This window comes from Clavibacter sp. GW821-FHT01D01 (assembly GCF_059422605.1).
Map to the genome: position 1 here is coordinate 219,299 of NZ_JBWKXC010000003.1, position 19,181 is coordinate 238,479.

At 74.7% G+C, this 19,181-nt stretch carries 14 protein-coding genes; 7 read left to right on the forward strand and 7 right to left on the reverse strand.

Translation table 11 applies throughout. The features are described 5' to 3' along the window. Window positions 1-34 precede the first annotated feature (34 nt). From secA to mtrA, 6 genes are all read right to left on the reverse strand, one after another. Window positions 35-2,857, reverse strand: a complete 2,823-nt coding sequence (gene secA, locus AC07VC_RS06605; RefSeq protein ID WP_494675430.1) for a preprotein translocase subunit SecA — start codon at window positions 2,855-2,857, stop codon at window positions 35-37. Between the two features lie 205 nt (window positions 2,858-3,062). After that, window positions 3,063-3,752 (reverse strand): ribosome hibernation-promoting factor, HPF/YfiA family, encoded by a 690-nt coding sequence (gene hpf, locus AC07VC_RS06610; RefSeq protein WP_317230549.1) that lies wholly within the window; start codon window positions 3,750-3,752, stop codon window positions 3,063-3,065. Between the two features lie 70 nt (window positions 3,753-3,822). Further along, complete coding sequence (locus tag AC07VC_RS06615; protein ID WP_494675429.1) at window positions 3,823-4,776, reverse strand: ComF family protein; 954 nt, start codon at window positions 4,774-4,776, stop codon at window positions 3,823-3,825. Window positions 4,777-4,837: 61 nt separating this feature from the next. Then, window positions 4,838-6,580, reverse strand: coding sequence for a lipoprotein LpqB (lpqB, locus tag AC07VC_RS06620; protein WP_317230849.1), 1,743 nt, complete (start codon window positions 6,578-6,580; stop codon window positions 4,838-4,840). Beyond that, the gene (gene mtrB / locus AC07VC_RS06625) at window positions 6,564-8,198 is read right to left on the reverse strand and encodes an MtrAB system histidine kinase MtrB (RefSeq protein ID WP_317230850.1); all 1,635 of its coding nucleotides are present in this window, start codon (window positions 8,196-8,198) and stop codon (window positions 6,564-6,566) included. The genes lpqB and mtrB overlap by 17 nt, the downstream gene beginning before the upstream one ends. A gap of 4 nt (window positions 8,199-8,202) precedes the next feature. Next, entirely contained in the window at window positions 8,203-8,883 is a 681-nt protein-coding gene (mtrA, locus tag AC07VC_RS06630) for an MtrAB system response regulator MtrA (RefSeq protein ID WP_317230851.1), read from the reverse strand. A gap of 122 nt (window positions 8,884-9,005) precedes the next feature. Here mtrA and AC07VC_RS06635 point away from each other — a divergent pair, with 122 nt between their 5' ends. The 5 genes from AC07VC_RS06635 to AC07VC_RS06655 are packed head-to-tail and all read left to right on the forward strand — an operon-like array spanning window position 9,006 to window position 14,514. Next, on the forward strand, window positions 9,006-10,307 hold the full coding sequence (locus tag AC07VC_RS06635) for a hypothetical protein (protein ID WP_494675428.1): 1,302 nt from the start codon (window positions 9,006-9,008) through the stop codon (window positions 10,305-10,307). Continuing rightward, window positions 10,304-10,993 (forward strand): DUF4129 domain-containing protein, encoded by a 690-nt coding sequence (locus tag AC07VC_RS06640; protein ID WP_494675427.1) that lies wholly within the window; start codon window positions 10,304-10,306, stop codon window positions 10,991-10,993. The genes AC07VC_RS06635 and AC07VC_RS06640 overlap by 4 nt, the downstream gene beginning before the upstream one ends. Then, complete coding sequence (locus tag AC07VC_RS06645; RefSeq protein ID WP_494675426.1) at window positions 10,990-12,225, forward strand: DUF4350 domain-containing protein; 1,236 nt, start codon at window positions 10,990-10,992, stop codon at window positions 12,223-12,225. Before AC07VC_RS06640 ends, AC07VC_RS06645 begins: the two co-directional genes overlap by 4 nt. A 12-nt stretch (window positions 12,226-12,237) precedes the next feature. Beyond that, window positions 12,238-13,191: an AAA family ATPase gene (locus AC07VC_RS06650; protein ID WP_317231151.1), complete on the forward strand. Its 954-nt coding sequence runs from the start codon at window positions 12,238-12,240 to the stop codon at window positions 13,189-13,191. A 15-nt stretch (window positions 13,192-13,206) separates the two neighbouring features. Further along, complete coding sequence (locus tag AC07VC_RS06655; protein ID WP_494675425.1) at window positions 13,207-14,514, forward strand: DUF58 domain-containing protein; 1,308 nt, start codon at window positions 13,207-13,209, stop codon at window positions 14,512-14,514. 69 nt (window positions 14,515-14,583) lie between these two features. On the opposite strand, the gene AC07VC_RS06660 is transcribed toward AC07VC_RS06655, so the two are convergent. Then, entirely contained in the window at window positions 14,584-15,219 is a 636-nt protein-coding gene (locus AC07VC_RS06660) for a TetR/AcrR family transcriptional regulator (protein WP_494675424.1), read from the reverse strand. A 110-nt stretch (window positions 15,220-15,329) separates the two neighbouring features. On the opposite strand from AC07VC_RS06660, the gene AC07VC_RS06665 reads away from it, so the two are divergent. Both AC07VC_RS06665 and AC07VC_RS06670 read left to right on the forward strand, forming a co-directional pair. Then, a complete protein-coding gene (locus AC07VC_RS06665; protein ID WP_494675423.1) occupies window positions 15,330-16,610 on the forward strand; it encodes an MFS transporter in 1,281 nt (426 codons plus the stop codon). A 74-nt stretch (window positions 16,611-16,684) separates the two neighbouring features. After that, complete coding sequence (locus AC07VC_RS06670) at window positions 16,685-19,171, forward strand: glycoside hydrolase family 3 protein (RefSeq protein ID WP_494675422.1); 2,487 nt, start codon at window positions 16,685-16,687, stop codon at window positions 19,169-19,171. The last annotated feature ends 10 nt before the right edge of the window (window positions 19,172-19,181 follow it).

Consider the following 19,181-nt stretch of genomic DNA (forward strand, 5'->3'; position numbering starts at 1 on the left):
GGTGCGAGTCGGCGGTGACCGCCGACCCGCTGCGCTACTTGCCCCGCTCGGCCTTGCGCCGCTCCTCGCGGTTCGCGGGAGCCGACGACGGGCCGGTGCGCTGGCCGAAGGCGCCGCGCGCGGGCGGTCCCTGCGGAGCCTCCGGCTCGTCCTCGCCGATCAGGATGGCGTCCTCCGCCTCCTGCTCCTTGCGCGCCTTCGCGGTGGCCGCCTTCTCGATCTGGCCGCGCTGGTTGCGGACCTCGACGCCGCCGTCGTCCGTCGGAGCCGTGTAGCGGAGCTTGTCGGCCGTCGCCTGATTGGCGGCGAGCCCCTTCGCCTGGATGCGCGGACCCACCGACTCCGCGTCGACAGGCGCCTGGACCTCGACCTCGAGGTTGAACAGGAAGCCGACGGTCTCCTCGCGGATGGCGCCCATCATCTGCTGGAAGAGCGCGAAGCCCTCCCGCTGGTACTCGACGAGGGGGTCGCGCTGCGCCATGGCACGGAGTCCGATGCCGTCCTTCAGGTAGTCCATCTCGTACAGGTGCTCGCGCCAGCGGCGGTCGATGACCGACAGCACGACGCGGCGCTCGAGCTCGCGCATGGCGGCCTCGCCGAGCTGCTCCTCGCGCTTCGAGTACGCGAGCTTCGCGTCCGACAGGATCTCCCGGCGCACGAAGTCGCGGTTGACGCGGCCCTTGCTGCCGGCCTCGGTGATGACCTCGTCGATGCTGATGGAGATCGGGTACAGGGTGCGGAGCTCCGTCCAGAGGGCGTCGAAATCCCAGTCGTCGCCGTTGCCCTCGCCGATGTGCGAGTCGAGCACGTCGTCGATGACGGCCTCCAGGAACCGCTGCGAGCGCTCCTGGAGGTCGTCGCCCTCCAGGATGTGGCGGCGGTCGCCGTAGATGGCCTCGCGCTGGCGGTTGAGGACGTCGTCGTACTTGAGGACGTTCTTGCGGATCTCGGCGTTGCGCGCCTCGACCTGGCCCTGCGCGCTGCGGATGGCGCGGCTGACGACCTTCGACTCGATGGCCACGTCGTCCGGCACGCTGTCGCGGCCCATGAGGCTCGCGGCGGCGCCATTGTTGAACAGGCGCATGAGGTCGTCGGTGAGCGACAGGTAGAACCGGCTCTCGCCCGGGTCGCCCTGGCGGCCGGAGCGCCCGCGGAGCTGGTTGTCGATGCGTCGCGACTCGTGGCGCTCCGTGCCGAGCACGTACAGGCCGCCGGCGTCGATGACCTTGGCGGCCTCCTCGTCGACCTCCGCCTTGACCGCGGCGAACACGTCGTCCCACTCGGTCTCGTACTGCTCCGGCGTCTCGACCGGGCTGAGGCCGCGGGAGTTCATGGCGGCGACCGCGAGGAACTCGGCGTTGCCGCCGAGCATGATGTCGGTGCCGCGACCGGCCATGTTCGTGGCGACGGTGACGGACCCGAGGCGGCCGGCCTGGGCCACGATGGCCGCCTCCCGCGCGTGGTTCTTCGCGTTCAGGACCTCATGGCGGACGCCCTTCTTGGCGAGGAGCTTGGAGAGGTACTCGCTCTTCTCCACGCTCGTCGTGCCGACGAGCACGGGCTGGCCGGAGGCGTGGCGCTCGGCGATGTCCTCGACGACCTGCTCGAACTTGGCCTTCTCGTTCTTGTAGATGAGGTCGGACTGGTCTTTGCGCTGCATGGGCCGGTTCGTGGGGATCGGGACGACGCCGAGCTTGTAGGTGCTCATGAACTCGGCCGCCTCGGTCTCGGCGGTACCGGTCATGCCGGACAGCTTCTTGTAGAGGCGGAAGTAGTTCTGCAGCGTGACGGTGGCGAGCGTCTGGTTCTCGGCCTTGACCGCCACGCCCTCCTTGGCCTCGATGGCCTGGTGGATGCCCTCGTTGTAGCGGCGTCCCATGAGGATCCGGCCCGTGTGCTCGTCGACGATGAGCACCTCGCCGTTCATGACGACGTAGTCCTTGTCCTTCTTGAACAGCGCCTTGGCCTTGATGGAGTTGTTGAGGAACGAGATGAGCGGGGTGTTGGCCGACTCGTACAGGTTGTCGATGCCGAGGTGGTCCTCGACCTTCTCGATGCCGGCCTCCAGCACGCCGACCGTGCGCTTCTTCTCGTCGACCTCGTAGTCGACCTCCGGGATGAGGCGCTTCGCCACCGTCGCGAACTCGGTGAACCACCGGTTGGCGTCGCCCGCGGACGGGCCCGAGATGATGAGCGGCGTGCGGGCCTCGTCGATGAGGATGGAGTCGACCTCGTCGACGACCGCGAAGAAGTGGCCCCGCTGGACCATGTCGGCCGCCTGCCACGCCATGTTGTCGCGCAGGTAGTCGAAGCCGAACTCGTTGTTCGTGCCGTAGGTGATGTCGGCGGCGTACTGCTCGCGGCGCTGCTGCGGGGTCTGACCCGCGAGGATGACGCCGGTGGTCATGCCGAGGGCCCGGAACACGCGGCCCATGAGCTCGCTCTGGTAGCTCGCCAGGTAGTCGTTCACCGTGATGACGTGCACGCCGCGCGAGGCGATGGCGTTGAGGTACGCGGGCAGCGTGGCCACGAGGGTCTTGCCCTCGCCCGTCTTCATCTCGGCGATGTTGCCGAGGTGGAGGGCCGCGCCGCCCATGATCTGGACGTCGAAGTGACGGAGGCCGAGGGTGCGGCGGGACGCCTCGCGGACGGCCGCGAAGGCCTCCGGGAGCAGGTCGTCGAGGGACTCGCCGTTGGCGTGGCGCTCGCGCAGCTCGACGGTCTCGTTCTTCAGCTCCTCGTCGGTGAGGTGCGTGAAGTCCTCCTCGAGCTGGTTCACCGCCTTCGCGTAGTTCTGCAGCTTGCGGAGCGTGCGGCCCTCGCCGACGCGAAGGACCTTCTCGAGTACTGACGCCATCGGTGTCTCCCTGCGGATCTGGGGCGGGCGCCGGGTGACGACGACCGCCGGGTCGGCACGCGGATATCGCCGCCGACGAGCACCGCCATAGTACCGACTCACCCGCTCCCGTTCCCGGGAGCGCCCTGACCCGTGGAGCGGCGGACGCACGAGGCCCCGTGCGCCGGAGCGCACGGGGCCTCGACCTCTCGGAGCGAGGAGCGGATCAGCGGCGGAGCGACCGGGAGCCGGCGCCGGCGCCCTCCAGCTCCTGCTCGCCGTCGGCCAGGCCGATGACGCCGTAGTCCCAGCCCTTGCGGCGGTAGACGACGCTCGGGCGGTCGGTCTCGGCGTCGATGAAGAGGAAGAAGTCGTGGCCCACGAGCTCCATGTGCTCGAGCGCCTGGTCGACCGTCATCGACTGGGAGGGGAAGACCTTGGTGCGGATGACGACGGGGCAGTAGTCCTCCTCGGCGACGGGCTGGTCGACGGGGGCGACGCTCCGGCCGTTGACGCGCTCGATGAGCTCGGCGTCGGCCGGGTCGAGGTCGATCTGGGCGAAGCCTCCGGTCGCCGCCTCGTGGAGGGACACCGGGCGGTGGTTGCCGCGGTGGATCTTCTTCTTGTCCTTGGCGCGGCGCAGCCGTTCCAGCATGCGGCCGAGGGCGAGGTCGAAGGCCGCGAACTTGTCGGCGGCGCTGCTCTCCGCCCGGATGACGGGGCCGGGACCCACGAGCGTGATCTCCACGCGGTCGTCGCCGGCGGACCCGCCGGACTTCTCGCTGTGCCGCGAGACCTTGATGTCGAGCGAGATGGACTTCTCGGCGAGCTGGGCGATCTTGTCGGCCTTCTCGGTGGCGTACACGCGGAAGCGATCGGTGATCTCCGCGTTGCGGCCGGTGATGTTGATGTCCATGACGTACCTCCAGATCATGACGCGCCGCCCGCTGGAAGAGGGCGATCACTTTCACGCCTTTCGGGCGAGCCTAGACCTCCGGCTCCTCGATGCGCGAGGCATCCGGCGGGTGGACCGCGAGTGCATCGGAAGTGCACAGGGAGCGGCGCTCCGGGCCGGGCCGCCCGGACCCCACGGGGCGGCGACGACCCGGGACGGCCGCGAGGACCGCGCACGCGACGACCTCGCCGCCCGCGGCGCGGATCGCCCGGCACGTCTCCCGCAGGGTGGCGCCCGTGGTGAGCACGTCGTCCACGACGACGATCCGGCGGCCCGTGAGGTCGACGCGCGCGACGAGGCACCCGGCGACGTTGGCGGAGCGGGCGGCGACCCCGAGGCCCGCCTGGTCCCCGGGTCGGCGGGTGAAGCGGAGGGGGTGACGCCGGAGACCGGGGGGCCCGGGCAGCCGGAGCGGTCGCCCGCCCGCGCGGGAGAGGAGGACCTCGACGGGGCCGTACCCGCGTCGCCGCAGGGCGGCGCCGGGCGACGGGACGTCGACGAGGTCGAACGCGGCGACGACGCGCTCCCCCGGGGTGCCGCGGGCCGGGAGGGATCGCCCGGCGACGGCAGCCGCCTCGGCGGCGAGGAGCGCGCGGGCCAGCGCCCCGGCCATCGCGCGCGCCGCGTCCGTGCGGCCCTCCTCCTTGAGGGCGGACAGGAGCGCGGGCCACGGCGGCTCGTAGGCGCTCCCGCAGGCGACGGGCACGACGCGGGCCCGTGCGATGCCGCCCGGGGCGGGCACCGCCGGCAGGGCGAGGGAGCGCATCCGGAGGCCGCCGCGGAGCGCGGCCCGGCACGCCGGGCAGACGGAGCGGTCGGGGGCGCCGCAGCCGGCGCACGCCACAGGGGCGATCACGGCGAGCCCGTCGAGCACGGCCTGGCGGAGGAGCACGCGGACGCGGTGGCCAGGCGGCAAGGCGGGGTGCGGGACAGCGGGGTGCGGGGCGGCGGGATGCGGGACGGCCGGAGCGTCGGTGGGGATCACGCGCGCAGGGTCGCAGGCGGCCGGTGCGCGCGGGGCGCCGCGGGCGGATCGGGGGAGGGCGTCAGCGCTTGGTGGCCACGAAGGAGACGCCCGTGGCCGTCTGCTGCCACGTGCTGCCGCGCGGGGTGAGGAGCGCGCCAGCGCTCGTGAGGACGCGCAGTCCGCTCTCGTCGTTGGCGCCGGTGATGGTGACGCCGTCGGTCGCGGATCCCATGCTCTCCGACGGGCCGCCGACCTGGTGCAGGTCGACCTGGCGCTCGCCGTCCGGCGTGAGGGTGAGGGTCGCGACGTCGAGCTCGTCGACCCAGGTCGCGTCGAGCGGCGTCCCCGGCGCGGCCAGGAGCTCGAGCGGCGTCGTCGTCAGGGAGACGGGCACCCCGTCGTCGCGGACGATCGAGGCCACGAGCAGCTGCGGGCCCGCACCCGTCTCGAGCTGCACGAGCACGCGGGCGCCGTCGCGCGCCACGTCGAGCGACACGACGCGGCCGGTCGCCGTCCAGCTCACGGCGACGGGGTGGGCGACGCCGTCGGGACCCCAGGCGACGAGGCCGCGGGGATCCGACGCCGGCGTCGACCACACGTACCCCTGCGCGTCGAGCGACGGCGCGACGAGGCCCGGCCGCGTGTCGAGGAGGACCGCGTCGCGGTCGCCGTCGCCGACGCTCCAGACGCCGGACGCGTTCCGCACCGCCGCCTGCTGGCCGTCGGCGCTGAGCGTCGCCGCGTCCGCGCCGAGGGCCGCGACGCGCGTCCCCAGGGTCCCGAGCGGCGCGACCTCGCCGCCGCCGAGGTAGCCGAACGCGCCCTGGGCGAGGACGAGGGGACGCGACTCCGCCTGCGGGTCCTTCACCGGGCCTCGGCCGCCGAGGTCCGGCACCGTGAGCGGCGTGCCGTCGACGAGCACCTGCACGTCGAGCACCGACGGGATGTTCGACAGGCTCTGCCGCAGCTGCAGCTCCATGCGCTGCTGGGTGACGCCGTCCGCGGCGCGCGCCTCCGTCGAGAGGTCCACCTGGGGCGTCCCGCCCGCAGTCGTCACCGCCGACGACGCCAGCCGCGTGCCCTCGGGGAAGGCCGTGACGACCGCGGGCTGGGACAGCCACGGCGACGGCCCCTGGAGGAGCGACTTCACGATGCGCGTGCTGACGCTCTGCGACGCCCGCGTGACGAAGAAGCGGAGATCCGGCACGAGGAAGGAGAACGTGGGGTCGAAGAAGTAGAGCGCGTGCGCGCTGAAGATCTCGCGGAAGTAGGTCGACCGCAGCGCGATGCCGTCGGGTGCCCTCTGGATGCGCCACTCGCCGCGCTCCTGCACGAGCTGGAACGAGAGGCGCGTCTCCTGGTCGCTGCCGACCTCCCGGTAGTGGCCCTGCCCGTCGACCGTCGCGATGGTCGTCACCGAGTAGCTGTAGGTGCCGTCGACCTCCTCCGAGGTCGAGGCCTGGCCCTCCCAGACCACGACGCTGGCGAACGGGTCCCAGCGGGATGCGAAGTCCGACGCGAGGAACTGGCGCGCCACGCCGTACTGGTCGGCGGAGCTGGTCGCGGCGTCCACGAAGCCCGCGATGACGTCGTCCGGGCCGTCCCCGGCCTGCGGGCCGTCCGGCTGGTAGCTGACCCCCGACTCGTCCGCGATGACGGCGGCGTCGCCCTCGGAGACAGGTCCGCCGGAGGGGATGGAGACGCAGCCGGCCAGGACGACCGCGACGGACGCGACGAGCGCGACGGCGGCCGCGCGGGTCGTCCGGCGTCGGCGGAGGACCGGACGGACGCGCCGGTGCCGCGGATCAGGAGCTGGGGACACGGGCGTCCTCCTCGTGGGCGTCGTCGTTCGCGGGGTCGTCGGGCGGCAGCTGCACGGGCGAGCCCTCGAGGGGCACGTCGGGGCGGCGCGGGAGGGTCAGGCGGAAGCAGGACCCCTCGCCGGGGCGCGACCAGAGCTGCAGCCAGCCGTGGTGCAGGTTCGTGTCCTCGAGCGAGATCGCGAGCCCGAGGCCGGTCCCACCCGTGGTGCGCTGGCGGGAGGGGTCCGCGCGCCAGAACCGGTCGAAGACGCGGCCCATCTCCTCGTGCGTCATGCCGACGCCGTAGTCGCGCACGGCGAGCGCGACGGCGTCGCGGTCGCTGTCCACCGTGATGACGATGGGCCGCCCCTCGCCGTGGTCGAGCGCGTTGCCGACCAGGTTCGTGACGATGCGGCGCACGCGCCGCGCGTCCATCTCGGCGTCGAAGTAGCCGCCCGGGGCGACCAGCCGGAGCTCGGACCCCTTCTGCGCGGCGAGGCCCTCGAACTCCTCGATGCTGTCCTCCACGAGCCGCACGAGGTTCGTGGGCTCGGTCACGAGGTCGACGGCGCCCGCGTCGAACCGGCTGATCTCCAGCAGGTCCGCGAGGAGGGTCTCGAACCGCTCCACCTGGGTGTGCAGGAGCTCGGCGCTGCGGGCCGCGGGCGGGCTGAAGTCCTCGCGCAGGTCGTAGAGCACGCCGCCCGCGAGCCGGATGGTGGTGAGCGGCGTGCGCAGCTCGTGCGAGACGTCCGAGACGAAGCGCTGCTGCAGCTGCGAGAGGTCGGCGAGCTGCGTGATCTGCGACTGCAGCGAGTCGGCCATGCCGTTGAACGACCGGGCGAGGGTCGCGATCACGTCCTCCCCCTTCACGGGGAGCCGCTCCTCGAGCTGACCGGCCGCGAGCTTCTGGCTCGTGTCGGCCGCCACGCGGATGGGCGCCACGACCAGGCGCACGACGAGCCAGGCGATCGCGCCGATGAGCACCACGAGGAGGAGGAACGCGAGGAGGATCGTGCCGGCGACGAAGTCGAGGGTCTGCTGGATGTCGCCCAGGTCGTACACGAGGTAGAGCTCGTAGCGCCCGGCCGAGGGGATGTCGATGCTCGAGCCGACGACGATGCCCGGGCTGGTGGCGCCCTGGTCGCCCACCGGGATCGCCACGGACTGCCACTGCTGCGTGCCCGTGCCCTCGCCGACCGCGCGGCGGAGGTCGGCGCTCAGGAGGCTGTCGACGTAGTCGGCGGTGGACGCGTTCTGCAGGACGTTCCGCGCCTCCGTGCCGGGCGTCCGGCGGAAGGCGAAGTCGGAGAGGTTGATGGCGCTGCCGCGGAGCTCGTCGAAGACCTGGGTGCGCAGCTGCTCCAGCTCCGTCTGGTCGGAGGCGTCGGAGGAGGTGAACTGCTCCTGCATCCGGCCGGTGGCGCTGTTGGACTGCTGGAGGACGGTGTCGAGCCGCTGGCGGAAGAGGTCGCTCGAGATGCTCTGCGTCATGAGCACGCCGATGAGGAGGACGGTGACGCCGGAGAGCGCGACCGTGATGAGCACGGTGCGGAACTGGAGCGACACCGACCAGATCCGGACGAGGCGGCGCGGCCACGACCTCCAGTCGACGAGCCACGCGGGCAGGGGGCGCATCGGGCTAGGCCGCGGCCCCCGCGCGGTAGCCGACGCCGCGCACGGTCATGACGATGCGCGGGTTGTCCGGGTCGTCCTCGACCTTCGCCCGGAGGCGCTGCACGTGCACGTTGACGAGGCGCGTGTCCGCCTTGTACTGGTAGCCCCACACCTGCTCGAGGAGCATCTCGCGGGTGAACACCTGCTGCGGGCGGCTCGCCAGCGCGTGCAGGAGGTCGAACTCGAGGGGCGTGAGGTTGATCCGCTCCTCGCCGCGCCGGACCTCGTGGCCCTCGACGTCGACCACGAGGTCGCCGACCTGGAGCAGGCCGGGCGACGCGGCGGACGCGGGGCGCAGGCGCGTGCGGATGCGCGCGACGAGCTCCTTGGGGTTGAACGGCTTGACGATGTAGTCGTCCGCGCCGGACTCGAGGCCCTTCACGACGTCGGCCGTGTCGGACTTCGCCGTGAGCATGATGATGGGCACGCCCGACTCGGCGCGGATGAGGTCGCACACCTGGATGCCGTCGAGCCCCGGGAGCATGAGGTCGAGCAGGACCAGGTCCGGCTTGCCCTCGTGGAACGCGGCGAGCGCCTGGCCGCCGTCCCCGCAGAAGGAGGGCTCGAAGCCCTCGGTGCGCAGGACGATGCCGATCATCTCGGCGAGCGCGGTGTCGTCGTCGACCACCAGTATCCGTGCTGTCATGAAACCGTGTTCCCCGTCCTCGGAACCCCCAGGGTAGCCGGTGGATCCGCGGGGACGGCCGGGCGCGCGGACACCGGCCCGCGCCGTGACTCCGCCGGACGCCTGTGGGAGGCTGGGGCACTGTGACCGATGACCAGAGCTGGCAGGCCCCGGGCGGCGCACCGTCCGGTCCGGGCGGATCCCCGGACCCCGCACGACGCGACGCGGATGCGGGGCGCGGCGCCCCTGCAGCCGGTCCCCCGCCGGCGCCGGGCTACCCTGAAGCACCCGGTCAGCCGGCGGGCCCCGGCTACGCCCCGGTCGGCGGGTACGGCCCGGGCCCCGGGTACCCGCCCGCTCCGGGATGGGGCGCCGCACACGGCTGGACGCCGCCCCCGAAGCCCGGCCTGCTGCCGCTGCGCCCGCTCGGGCTCGGCGCGATCCTCGCGGGCTCCTTCCAGACGCTGCGCCGGAACCCCGGGCCCACCATCGGCAGCGCGCTCCTCATCCAGGGGCTCGTCGGCGTCCTGACCCTGCTGATCGTCGGCGGCGTGAGCGGCTTCGTCGTGCTGCGCGTGCTCTCGGCACGCGAGGCCGACCAGGGGCCGCTCATCGCGGGCGGCGTCGCGGCCGTCGTGGTCGCGGCGCTCGTGACGCTGGTGCTGTCCATCGTCGCCTCCGCCTTCCTGCAGGGCGTCATCGCGAGCGAGGTCGCCCGCGGCACCCTCGGCGAGCGCCTCCGGATGCGCGCGCTGTGGCGCCTCGCCCGTCCGCGCGTCGGGTCGCTCGTCCTGTGGAGCGCCTTCCTCGCCGCCGCGTGGACTCTCGTGGCCGCCGTGCTGACCGGCGTCGTCGTCCTCCTGGTGCTCGCGGGCGGCGCGGGCATCGTCGTCGGCGTGATCGTGGGGGTCCTCGGCGTGGCCGGCCTCGTCGTCGTCGCCGCCTGGGTCACGACCCGCCTCGCCCTCGTGCCGAGCGCGATCGTGATCGAGCGGCTCCGGCCGTTCGCCGCGGCCCGGCGCTCCTGGTCGCTCACGATCGGGTCGTTCTGGCGCGTGCTCGGGATCCTGCTGCTCACGGGCGTGATCGTCTCGGCCGCCACCAACGTCGTCACGGTGCCGCTGACGCTGCTGACCTCCATCCTGCAGGGCGTGCTCTTCCCGAACGGCGAGCTCGACTTCGAGTCCTTCGACGCGTCCGTCGTGTTCTACCTCGGGTCGCAGCTGCTCGCCGTCGTGGTGAGCGTCGTCGTGGGGAGCATCGGCGCCATCGTCACGACCGCCAACGCGACGATCCTCTACATCGACCTCCGGATGCGGCGCGAGGGGCTCGACCTCGAGCTCGCCCGCTTCGCCGAGGAGCGTGCCGCGGGTGCCCCGACGGCGACGGGCCCGGACGCGCGCGACCCCTACGCGGCGCCCGGCGCCGCCCCGGGACGCCCGTGATCCCCTCCCTCGCCCTCACGGCCGTCGCGCGCGCGGCCGCCGTGCCGCTCGAGCCCGACGCGGACGACGCCCGGCGCCTCCTGCTCGACGAGCTCGGGCGCCCGGAGTACGAGGCGGCGCGGCCGAACGCGCTCGACCTGGCCGCGCAGGCGGTGGCCGACTGGATCGCGCGCGTCCTGGGCGGGGCGAGCGGCGGCCTCGCCGACCTCGCGCCCCTCGTGATCGGCGTGCTCGTGCTCGCGGTGGTGGTCGTGGCCTTCCTCGTCTTCGGCGCCCCGCGGCGCGACCGGCGGCGTCGGGCCGCCCGGAGCGGGGACGGGCTGTTCGGGTCGGACGACCGGCGCTCGGCGGAGGAGCTGCGGCGCGCCGCCGAGGCGGCCCGGCGCGCCGGCGACCTCGACTCCGCGGTGTCCGACCTGTTCCGCGCCATCGCCCGCGAGCAGGCGGAGCGCACCATCGTCACGGTGGATCCCGGCACCACGGCCCGCGGCTTCGCCCGACGCGCCGGATCCGCCCACCCCGGCCACGCGGAGCGGCTGGTCGCGGCCGCCGACGACTTCGACGCCGTCCGCTACCTCGGGCGCGCCGGCACCGAGGGGATGGTCGACCGGCTCGCCGCGCTGGACCGCGAGCTGCGGACGTCCGTGCCGGTGCTCCACGAGCCCGTGGGCGCGGGACCCGCGTGACCGCGCCCGCGCCGGCGCCGACCACCCCGGACCCCGGCCTCGCGACCGCCGAGACGCGCACGCCGGGTCAGGCGCTCCGCCGGGCCGGGACCTGGATCGCCCTGGCCTCGCTCGCCGTCCTGGTGGCGCTGGCGTCGCTCGCGATCGGCGGCGCCGCGCGGCCGGGCGACGCGCTCGCGCCGGACAACCCCGCCCCGGGCGGCACGCAGGCGCTCGCCCGCGTGCTCGCCGCCCAGGGCGTCGACGTGACCCTCGCCGGCACCCTGGCCGAGGCCCGCGCCGCGGTCGGGGACGGCGACGACGCGACCCTCGTGCTCGGGCCCACGTCCGACCGCCTCGACGACGACCGGCTGGCGGAGGTCGGCCGGCTGGCGACGCGCACGGTGCTCCTCTCCCCCGACTTCCGGACGCTCCGGGCGATCGCGCCCGACGTCGCGGCGGGCGGCGCGGCCGAGTCCGACGACCGCGCGCTGGACGCCCGGTGCGCGCTCCCGGCGGCGGCGGCCGCGGGATCCCTCCCCGACGACGCGCCCGTGTTCCGCTTCGTCGGAGCGGACGCCTCCGCGGCCGTCACCTGCTTCCCCGACGACACCGGGGACGCCTTCGCGCTCCTCGAGGTGCCCGCGGCCCTCGCGCCGGGCGGCACGGTCGTCGTGCTGGACGCCGATCCCGTCCTGACCAACGACCGCATCGGGGAGCAGGGATCCGCCGCCCTCGCGCTCGGCGTGCTCGGGGAGCGCCCCCGGCTCGTCTGGTACACGCCGTCGCCCGACGACGCTGCGGGGGACGCGCCGCCCACGCTCGGCCAGCTGACGCCCGGGTGGGTGACCCCCGCGATCCTGCTGCTCGGCGCCGCGGCCCTCGCCGCCGCCGTGTGGCGCGGCCGCCGCTTCGGCCCCCTCGTCGTGGAGCGGCTGCCCGTCGTGGTCCGGGCCGACGAGACCGCCGAGGGCCGCGCACGGCTCTACCTGCGGGCCGACGCGCGCGGCCACGCCCTCGACGCGCTCCGCGTCGGCACGGTCGACCGGCTCGCGACGGCGCTCGCGCTCGGGCGGCTCGCGACCGTCGACGAGGTGGCCGCCGCCTCCGCCGCCGCCCTCGGCGAGGACCCGGCCGGGATCCGCGCCCTGCTCCTCGACACCCGCCCCCGCACCGACCGGGACCTCGTCGACCTCGCCGGGCGCCTCGCCGCCCTCGAGCGCCGGGTCGCCCGCGCCGTGGACCCCGCCTAGGAGAATGGACCCATGACCGACGACCTCCGCACCAGCCTGCTCGCCGTCCGGACCGAGGTCGGGAAGGCGGTGGTCGGCCAGGACGGCGCCGTGACCGGCATGATCATCGCCCTCCTCGCCCGCGGCCACGTGCTCCTCGAGGGCGTCCCCGGCGTCGCCAAGACGCTGCTCGTCCGGTCGCTCAGCCAGGCCCTCGCCCTCGACACGGCGCGCGTGCAGTTCACGCCCGACCTCATGCCGGGCGACATCACCGGGTCGCTCGTCTACGACTCCCGCGAGGGGGCGTTCTCGTTCCGCCGGGGCCCCGTGTTCACCAGCATCCTGCTGGCCGACGAGATCAACCGCACGCCGCCGAAGACCCAGTCGGCGCTGCTCGAGGCCATGGAGGAGCGGCAGGTCACGGTCGACGGGGAGAGCCACCCGCTGCCCGACCCGTTCCTCGTGGCCGCCACGCAGAACCCGGTCGAGTACGAGGGCACCTACACGCTGCCCGAGGCGCAGCTCGACCGCTTCCTCCTGAAGCTCGTCCTCGACCTGCCCGAGCGCGACGCCGAGGTGGAGGTGCTCCGCCGCCACGCGACGGGCTTCGACCCGCGCGACCTCCGCGCCGCGGGCGTCGCTCCCGTGCTCGACGCGGAGGGACTGCGCCGGGCGCAGGCCGCCGTGCGCGAGGTGCGCGCGGGCGCCGACGTCCTCGCGTACATGGTCGACCTCGCGCGCGCCACCCGCCGGTCGCCGTCGGTGCAGCTCGGGGTGTCGCCGCGCGGATCCACGAGCCTCCTGGCCGCGAGCCGCGCCTGGGCCTGGCTGAGCGGCTTCGAGGCCGTGACGCCCGACCACGTGCAGGAGATGGTGCTGCCCGTGCTCCGCCACCGCATCGCGCTCCGCCCCGAGGCGGAGCTCGAGGGCGTCTCCGTCGACGCCGTGCTCCGCGGGGTCATGTCGCAGGTGCAGGTGCCGATCTAGATGGCGCTGCGCTAGATGGCCCTCACCGGCCGCACCGTCGCGCTGCTCCTCCTGGGGCTCGTGCCGCTCGTCGCGCTCGGCGACGGGTCGGACGCGGCCTACGCGCTGCTCGCCGGCTGGATCCTCCTGGTCGCGCTGCTCGTGGGGCTCGACCTGGCCCTCGCCGCGAGCCCCCGCCGGGTGGCGCTCGAGCGGAGCCTGCCCGCGCGGATCCGCCTCGACGAGACCGGCGAGAGCCTCCTGCTCGTCACGAACCGCGGGTCCCGGACGCTCCGCGCCGTCGTGCGCGATGCCTGGCAGCCCTCCGCCGGGGCCTCCTCCACGCGCGACCGCGTGCGGATCCCGGCCGGCGAGCGCCGGGCGATCCGCCTCGCGCTCACCCCCACGCGCCGCGGCGAGCGCCGCACCGAGCGGGTCACGATCCGCTCCGCCGGCCCGCTCGGCCTCGCGGCCCGCCAGGCGACGCTCCTCTCCCCGGGCGCCGTGCGCGTGCTGCCGCCGTTCCGCTCCCGGCGCCACCTCCCGTCGCGGCTCGCCCGGATGCGCGAGCTCGACGGCCGCACTGCCCTCATGGTCCGCGGGCAGGGCACCGAGTTCGACAGCCTGCGCGACTACGTGCGCGGCGACGACGTGCGCTCCATCGACTGGCGCGCGACCGCCCGACGGCAGGACGTGGTCGTCCGCACCTGGCGGCCCGAGCGCGACCGGCGCGTCGTGCTCGTGCTCGACACCGGGCGCACGGCCGCGGGGCGGATCCAGGACGAGACGCGGCTCGACACGGCCTTCGAGGCGTCGCTCCTGCTGGCCGCCCTCGCGACGCGCTCCGGCGACCGCGTCGACATGGTGGCGCACGACCGGCGGGTGCGCGCCCGGGTGCGCGCGGGATCCGGCGGCGACGTCGTCTCCCGCATGGTCGACGCGCTCGCCCCGGTGGACCCGGAGCTCCTCGAGACGGACTGGACCGCCGTCCCCGCGCTCGTGCGCCGCATCGTGACGCAGCGCTCCCTCGTGGTGCTGCTCACGTCCATCGACTCCCCCGGCAGCTCCACGGCGCTGCTGCAGGTGCTGCCGCAGCTCACGCGCACGCACCACGTGCTGGTGGCGGCGGTCGTGGATCCCGGCCTCGCCCAGCGCGCCGCCGACCGCACCGGCCGCACGGCCGTGTACCGCGCCGCCGCGGCCGAGCGCGCGCTCCTCGACGTCGCCCGCGTGGAGGCCGCCGTGCGCCGGCTCGGGGCGGACGTCGTCACGGGCGCGCCCGCGGACCTGCCGCCCGCGCTGGCCGACCGCTACATCCGGCTGAAGGCCACCGGGCGGCTCTGATCCGGGTCCCGACCGGGTGGCCCGGGCGGCCACGGCGGACGGCGACCGCGCTCGCGGCGGTGGTCGTGGTCAGGTCGTGGTCGCGGTGCGCTCCCCGGCCGGCAGCGGGAGCGCCCCGCCGCTCAGGGCCCGGATGGAGCGCTCGAGCGCATCGCGCATGTCGATGTCCGGGCGGTAGCTCCACTGCAGCTGGAGGCCGTCGCTGACGGCCACGGCGAGGCGGGCGAAGTCGTCCGGGTCCATGCCCGCCGGGAGCTCGACGCCGAGGTCGCGCACCTGGTCGGCGAGGGCCCCCACGACTCGCGCGTAGCGGTCGGCGATGTAGGAGTGCGCGGGGTGCTCGACGCCCGCCGCGTCCACGACGAGGCGGGAGTACAGCGCGACGAGCCCGGGCGTCGCGGCGTTGCGGGAGCTGGCGTGCAGGAGCGCGCCCACCATGTCCGCGGGATCCGCGTCCGGCATGGCGTCGCGGTGGTCGGCGGCGGAGTGCGCGTCGCGCTCCTCGAGCACGGCGGCGATGAGCGCCTCGCGCGACTCGAAGTAGTGGAGGACGCCCGCCTTGCTGATGCCCACGGCGTCGGCGATCTCCTGCAGGGACGACGCCGAGTACCCCCGCTCGGCGATGAGGGCGAGCGCGGCCTCGAGGATCTCGCGGCGCCGGGTCGCCCCCTTGGCGTACCGCCGCGGCCCCTCTGCCCCTGCCATGGATCGACCTTAGCGATCCCGGGCGACGGCAAATACCTACCGCGGGTCGGTTTTGCGTGCTACCGTCATGCCGAGCCGCCGACGAGGGCGGCCAGACACCAGGAGGCACCGTGGCCGACGCAGTCCGAGAGCAGCACATCGAGGGCGCGTCGCGCGCCCTCCCCAGCGTCCGGGACGGTGTCCGCCCGCCCGGCTCGCGTCGCGCCGAGATCGGGATGCCCATCGCGCTCCTCGGCCTCTTCGTGGCCCTGCTGCCGCCCATCATCGTGTCGCTCGCGCTCAAGGTGAACGAGGTCGCGCCGGGGAGGACCGCCGGGACGCTGAGCCTCGTGCTCGGCCTCGGCGCGGTCGTGGCGCTCGTCGTGAACCCGCTCGCGGGCCGCCTCTCCGACCGCACGACCGGCCGACTCGGCATGCGGCGCCCCTGGATCATCGGCGGCGTCGTCCTCGGCTACGGCGCGCTCGTCCTCCTCACGCAGGCGACCACGGTGCTCGCCCTGGTGGGCGCGTGGATGCTCGTGCAGGCCTGCTTCAACGCCGCCATCGCCGCGCTCATCGCCGTCATGGCCGACTCCGCCCGCCCGCGCAACCGCGGACGCGTCGCCGCCGCCGTCGGCGTCGCGCAGAACGGCTCGCTCGTGGTCGGCACCTTCATCGTGCAGCTGTTCGCCACCACGACGCAGCAGGTGCTCGTGCCCGGCGCCGTCGGCGTGGCCGTGGTGGTCGCCTTCGCGCTCGTCTTCCGCGACCGCGTGCTCGTCGAGCGCCCCGCGGCTCCCCTGGGCGTCCGCGAGCTGCTCGGGTCGTTCGTGTTCGACCCGCGCAGGAACCCCGACTTCGGCTGGGCCTGGCTCATGCGCTTCCTGCTCACCGCGTCGGCCGTCACGGCCACGAACTACCTGGCGCTCTACCTCATCGACGACCTCGGCGTCGCCGAGGCCGACGTCGCGAACGCGGTATTCCTCGCGACCCTCTTCAACGTGATCGGCGTGGTCTCGACCACCTTCGTGGCCGGCTGGCTGAGCGACCGGCTCGGCCGCCGCAAGGTGTTCGTAGCCGCCGCGGCGCTCGTCGCGGTCGTCGGCCTCGTGATCCTCGCCCTCGCCCCCAGCCTCGCCGTCGTCTACGCGGCGCAGCTCGTGATCGGCGCGGGCATCGGCTCGTTCTACGCCGTCGACCTCGCGCTCATCACCGACGTGCTCCCGAGCGACTCGGACAACGGCAAGGACCTCGGCGTCGTGAACATCGCGCAGGCGCTGCCCCAGTCGCTCGTCCCGACCGCGGCCGGTGGCGTCGTCGCCGTCGCCGGCTACCCGGGCCTCTTCCTCGCGGGCGCCGCCGCCGGCCTCCTCGGCGCGGTGGCCGCCTTCCGCGTGAAGGGCGTCCGATGAGCGGCCCCGTCTTCCCCGCACCCGACCGGGGCGAGGAGACTCGCCCCGACGCCGACGTCCCCGAAGGAGCACCCATGGACCCCCGCGAGAGCACGCCGCTCGACCCCGACACCGCCCGCCTCGAGGAGCTCGTCGGGCGCCTCGCGCTCGAGCAGAAGGTGCAGCTCGTCACGGGCCGCGACTTCTGGACCACGTGGCCCGTGGACGGGATCGGACTCCGCCGCATGCTCGTCTCCGACGGCCCGAGCGGCGTGCGCGGCGAGGTGTGGGACGAGCGCTCCCCCTCGCTCAACCTGCCGTCCGCATCCGCGCTGTCGTCGACCTGGGACACCGGGATCGCGGCCCGCTACGGCCGGGCGTCCGCGGTGGAGGCGCGCCGCAAGGGCGTCGACGTCGTGCTCGGCCCGACCATCAACCTGCACCGCTCCCCCTACGGCGGGCGGCACTTCGAGGCGTTCAGCGAGGATCCGCTCCTCACCGCCGACCTCGCCGCCGCGTACGTGCGGGGCGTCCAGGAGAACGGCGTCGGCGCCACCCCCAAGCACTACGTCGCCAACGAGTACGAGACCGACCGGTTCACCGCGGACAGCGTCGTCTCCGAGCGCGCGCTCCGGGAGCTGTACCTCGCGGCGTTCGAGAAGGCCGTCGTCGAGTCGCGCGCCTGGCTCGTCATGAGCTCGTACAACTCCATCAACGGCACGACATCCACGGAGAACGACCTGCTGGAGACGCCGCTGAACTCCGAGTGGGGCTTCGACGGCGTCGTGGTCAGCGACTGGACGGGCGTCCGCAGCGTCGACGCCGCGCGCGCCTCGCAGGACCTGGAGATGCCCGGCCCGCTCGGCGCGTGGGGCCCCGCGCTCCTCGACGCCGTGCGCGACGGCCGCGTGCTCGAGGGCGACATCGACCGCAAGGTCCTCCGCCTCCTCCGGCTCGCCGCCCGGGTCGGCGCGCTCGAGGGCTTCGACGCCGTGGCGCCCGCCCCCGTCGCCGTCGAGGACGGCGTCGCGTTCGCGCGCACCGCCGCCGCGGCCGGCAGCGTGCTCGTGCGGAACGCGGGCAGGGCGCTCCCGCTCGACGCGTCCGCCCTCCGGACCGTCGCCGTCATCGGCCACAACGCCGTCGAGGCGCGCACGCAGGGCGGCGGCAGCGCGACGGTCATCCCGGAGCACGTGGTCACGCCGCTCGACGGGATCCGCGACGCGCTGCCCGACGGCGTCGACGTGCGGTACGCGCGCGGCGCGGTCGTGCAGAAGGGGATCCAGGAGCTGCCGCTGGCGGAGATCCGGAACCCCCGCACGGGCGAGCCGGGCGCGCTCGTGCGCTTCCTCGACGCGGACGGCGGCGAGATGTTCACGGAGGACCGCCGGGCGACGACCCTCATGTACTTCGGCGGCGACGCCCCGACGGGCACGGCGGCGGTCATCGAGATCACGGCCCGCTGGACCCCGACGACGACGGGCGAGGTGCTCTTCGGCTTCAGCGCCACCGGCCGTGGCCGCGTGTACGCCGACGGCGCGCTCCTCCGCGAGGACGGCGCCGCGCCCGTCGGCATGGACCTCGGCGCGAGCCTCATGTCCCCGCCCTCGATCTCGGCCGCGCTGGCGGCGACCGCGGGCGAGCCCGTGGACCTCAGGGTGGAGTTCGAGCTCACCTCCATGCCGGGCGGCCTCGCGGGCATCCTCGGCATCACGGTGGGCCTCGAGGCCGACGAGTCCGACCCGGAGCGCCTGCTCGACGAGGCCGTGGCGGCCGCGACCGGCGCGGACGTCGCGATCGTCGTCGTCGGAACGAACGCCCAGGTGGAGTCGGAGGGCTTCGACCGCGACTCCCTCGCGCTCCCGGGCCGCCAGGACGAGCTGGTGCGGCGCGTCGCCGCCGTCGCCCCACGCACCGTCGTGGTCGTCAACTCCGGCTCCCCGGTCCTCCTGCCCTGGCGGGAGGAGGTGGACGCGGTCCTCCTCGCGTGGTTCGGCGGCCAGGAGTTCGGCGCGGCCCTCGCGGACGTGCTCCTCGGCGCCGTCGAGCCGGGCGGACGCCTCCCCACCACGTGGCCCGCCGCGGAGGAGGACGTCCCCGTCCGGAGCGTCACGCCCGTCGACGGGCGGGTCGTCTTCGACGAGGGGATCCACGTCGGCTACCGCGCCTGGCTCCGCGCCGGCGCGACGCCCGCCTACCCGTTCGGCCACGGCCTCGGGTACACGACGCACGCCCTCGACGACCTCCGCGTGTCCGACGACGGCGCGGGCGGGATCACAGCGACCGTCACCGTGACGAACACGGGCGACCGCGCGGGCAAGCAGGTCGTGCAGGCCTACGCGTCGCGCCCGGCGTCCGCGGTGGACCGTCCGGTCCGCTGGCTCGCGGGCTTCGCGTCCGTGCACCTGGAGGCCGGCGCGTCGGCGGAGGTGCCCGTCGCGATCGCCGCCCGCGCCTTCCAGCACTGGGACGGCGGCTGGCGGCGCGAGCCCGGCGCCTTCCGCCTGCACATGGGCACCTCGGTGGACGCGACGCCGCTCGAGCGGGACGTCGACCCGGCCGGGGCCGCCGCCGCGGGCTGATCCGCGCCGG

Bases quoted from the DNA above. Each gene is read 5' to 3' on its own strand.
- secA (WP_494675430.1), bottom strand. From the start codon at position 2,857: ATGGCGTCAGTACTCGAGAAGGTCCTTCGCGTCGGCGAGGGCCGCACG.
- hpf (WP_317230549.1), bottom strand. From the start codon at position 3,752: ATGGACATCAACATCACCGGCCGCAACGCGGAGATCACCGATCGCTTC.
- mtrB (WP_317230850.1), bottom strand. From the start codon at position 8,198: ATGCGCCCCCTGCCCGCGTGGCTCGTCGACTGGAGGTCGTGGCCGCGC.
- mtrA (WP_317230851.1), bottom strand. From the start codon at position 8,883: ATGACAGCACGGATACTGGTGGTCGACGACGACACCGCGCTCGCCGAG.
- AC07VC_RS06650 (WP_317231151.1), top strand. From the start codon at position 12,238: ATGACCGACGACCTCCGCACCAGCCTGCTCGCCGTCCGGACCGAGGTC.
- AC07VC_RS06655 (WP_494675425.1), top strand. From the start codon at position 13,207: ATGGCCCTCACCGGCCGCACCGTCGCGCTGCTCCTCCTGGGGCTCGTG.
- AC07VC_RS06660 (WP_494675424.1), bottom strand. From the start codon at position 15,219: ATGGCAGGGGCAGAGGGGCCGCGGCGGTACGCCAAGGGGGCGACCCGG.
- AC07VC_RS06670 (WP_494675422.1), top strand. From the start codon at position 16,685: ATGGACCCCCGCGAGAGCACGCCGCTCGACCCCGACACCGCCCGCCTC.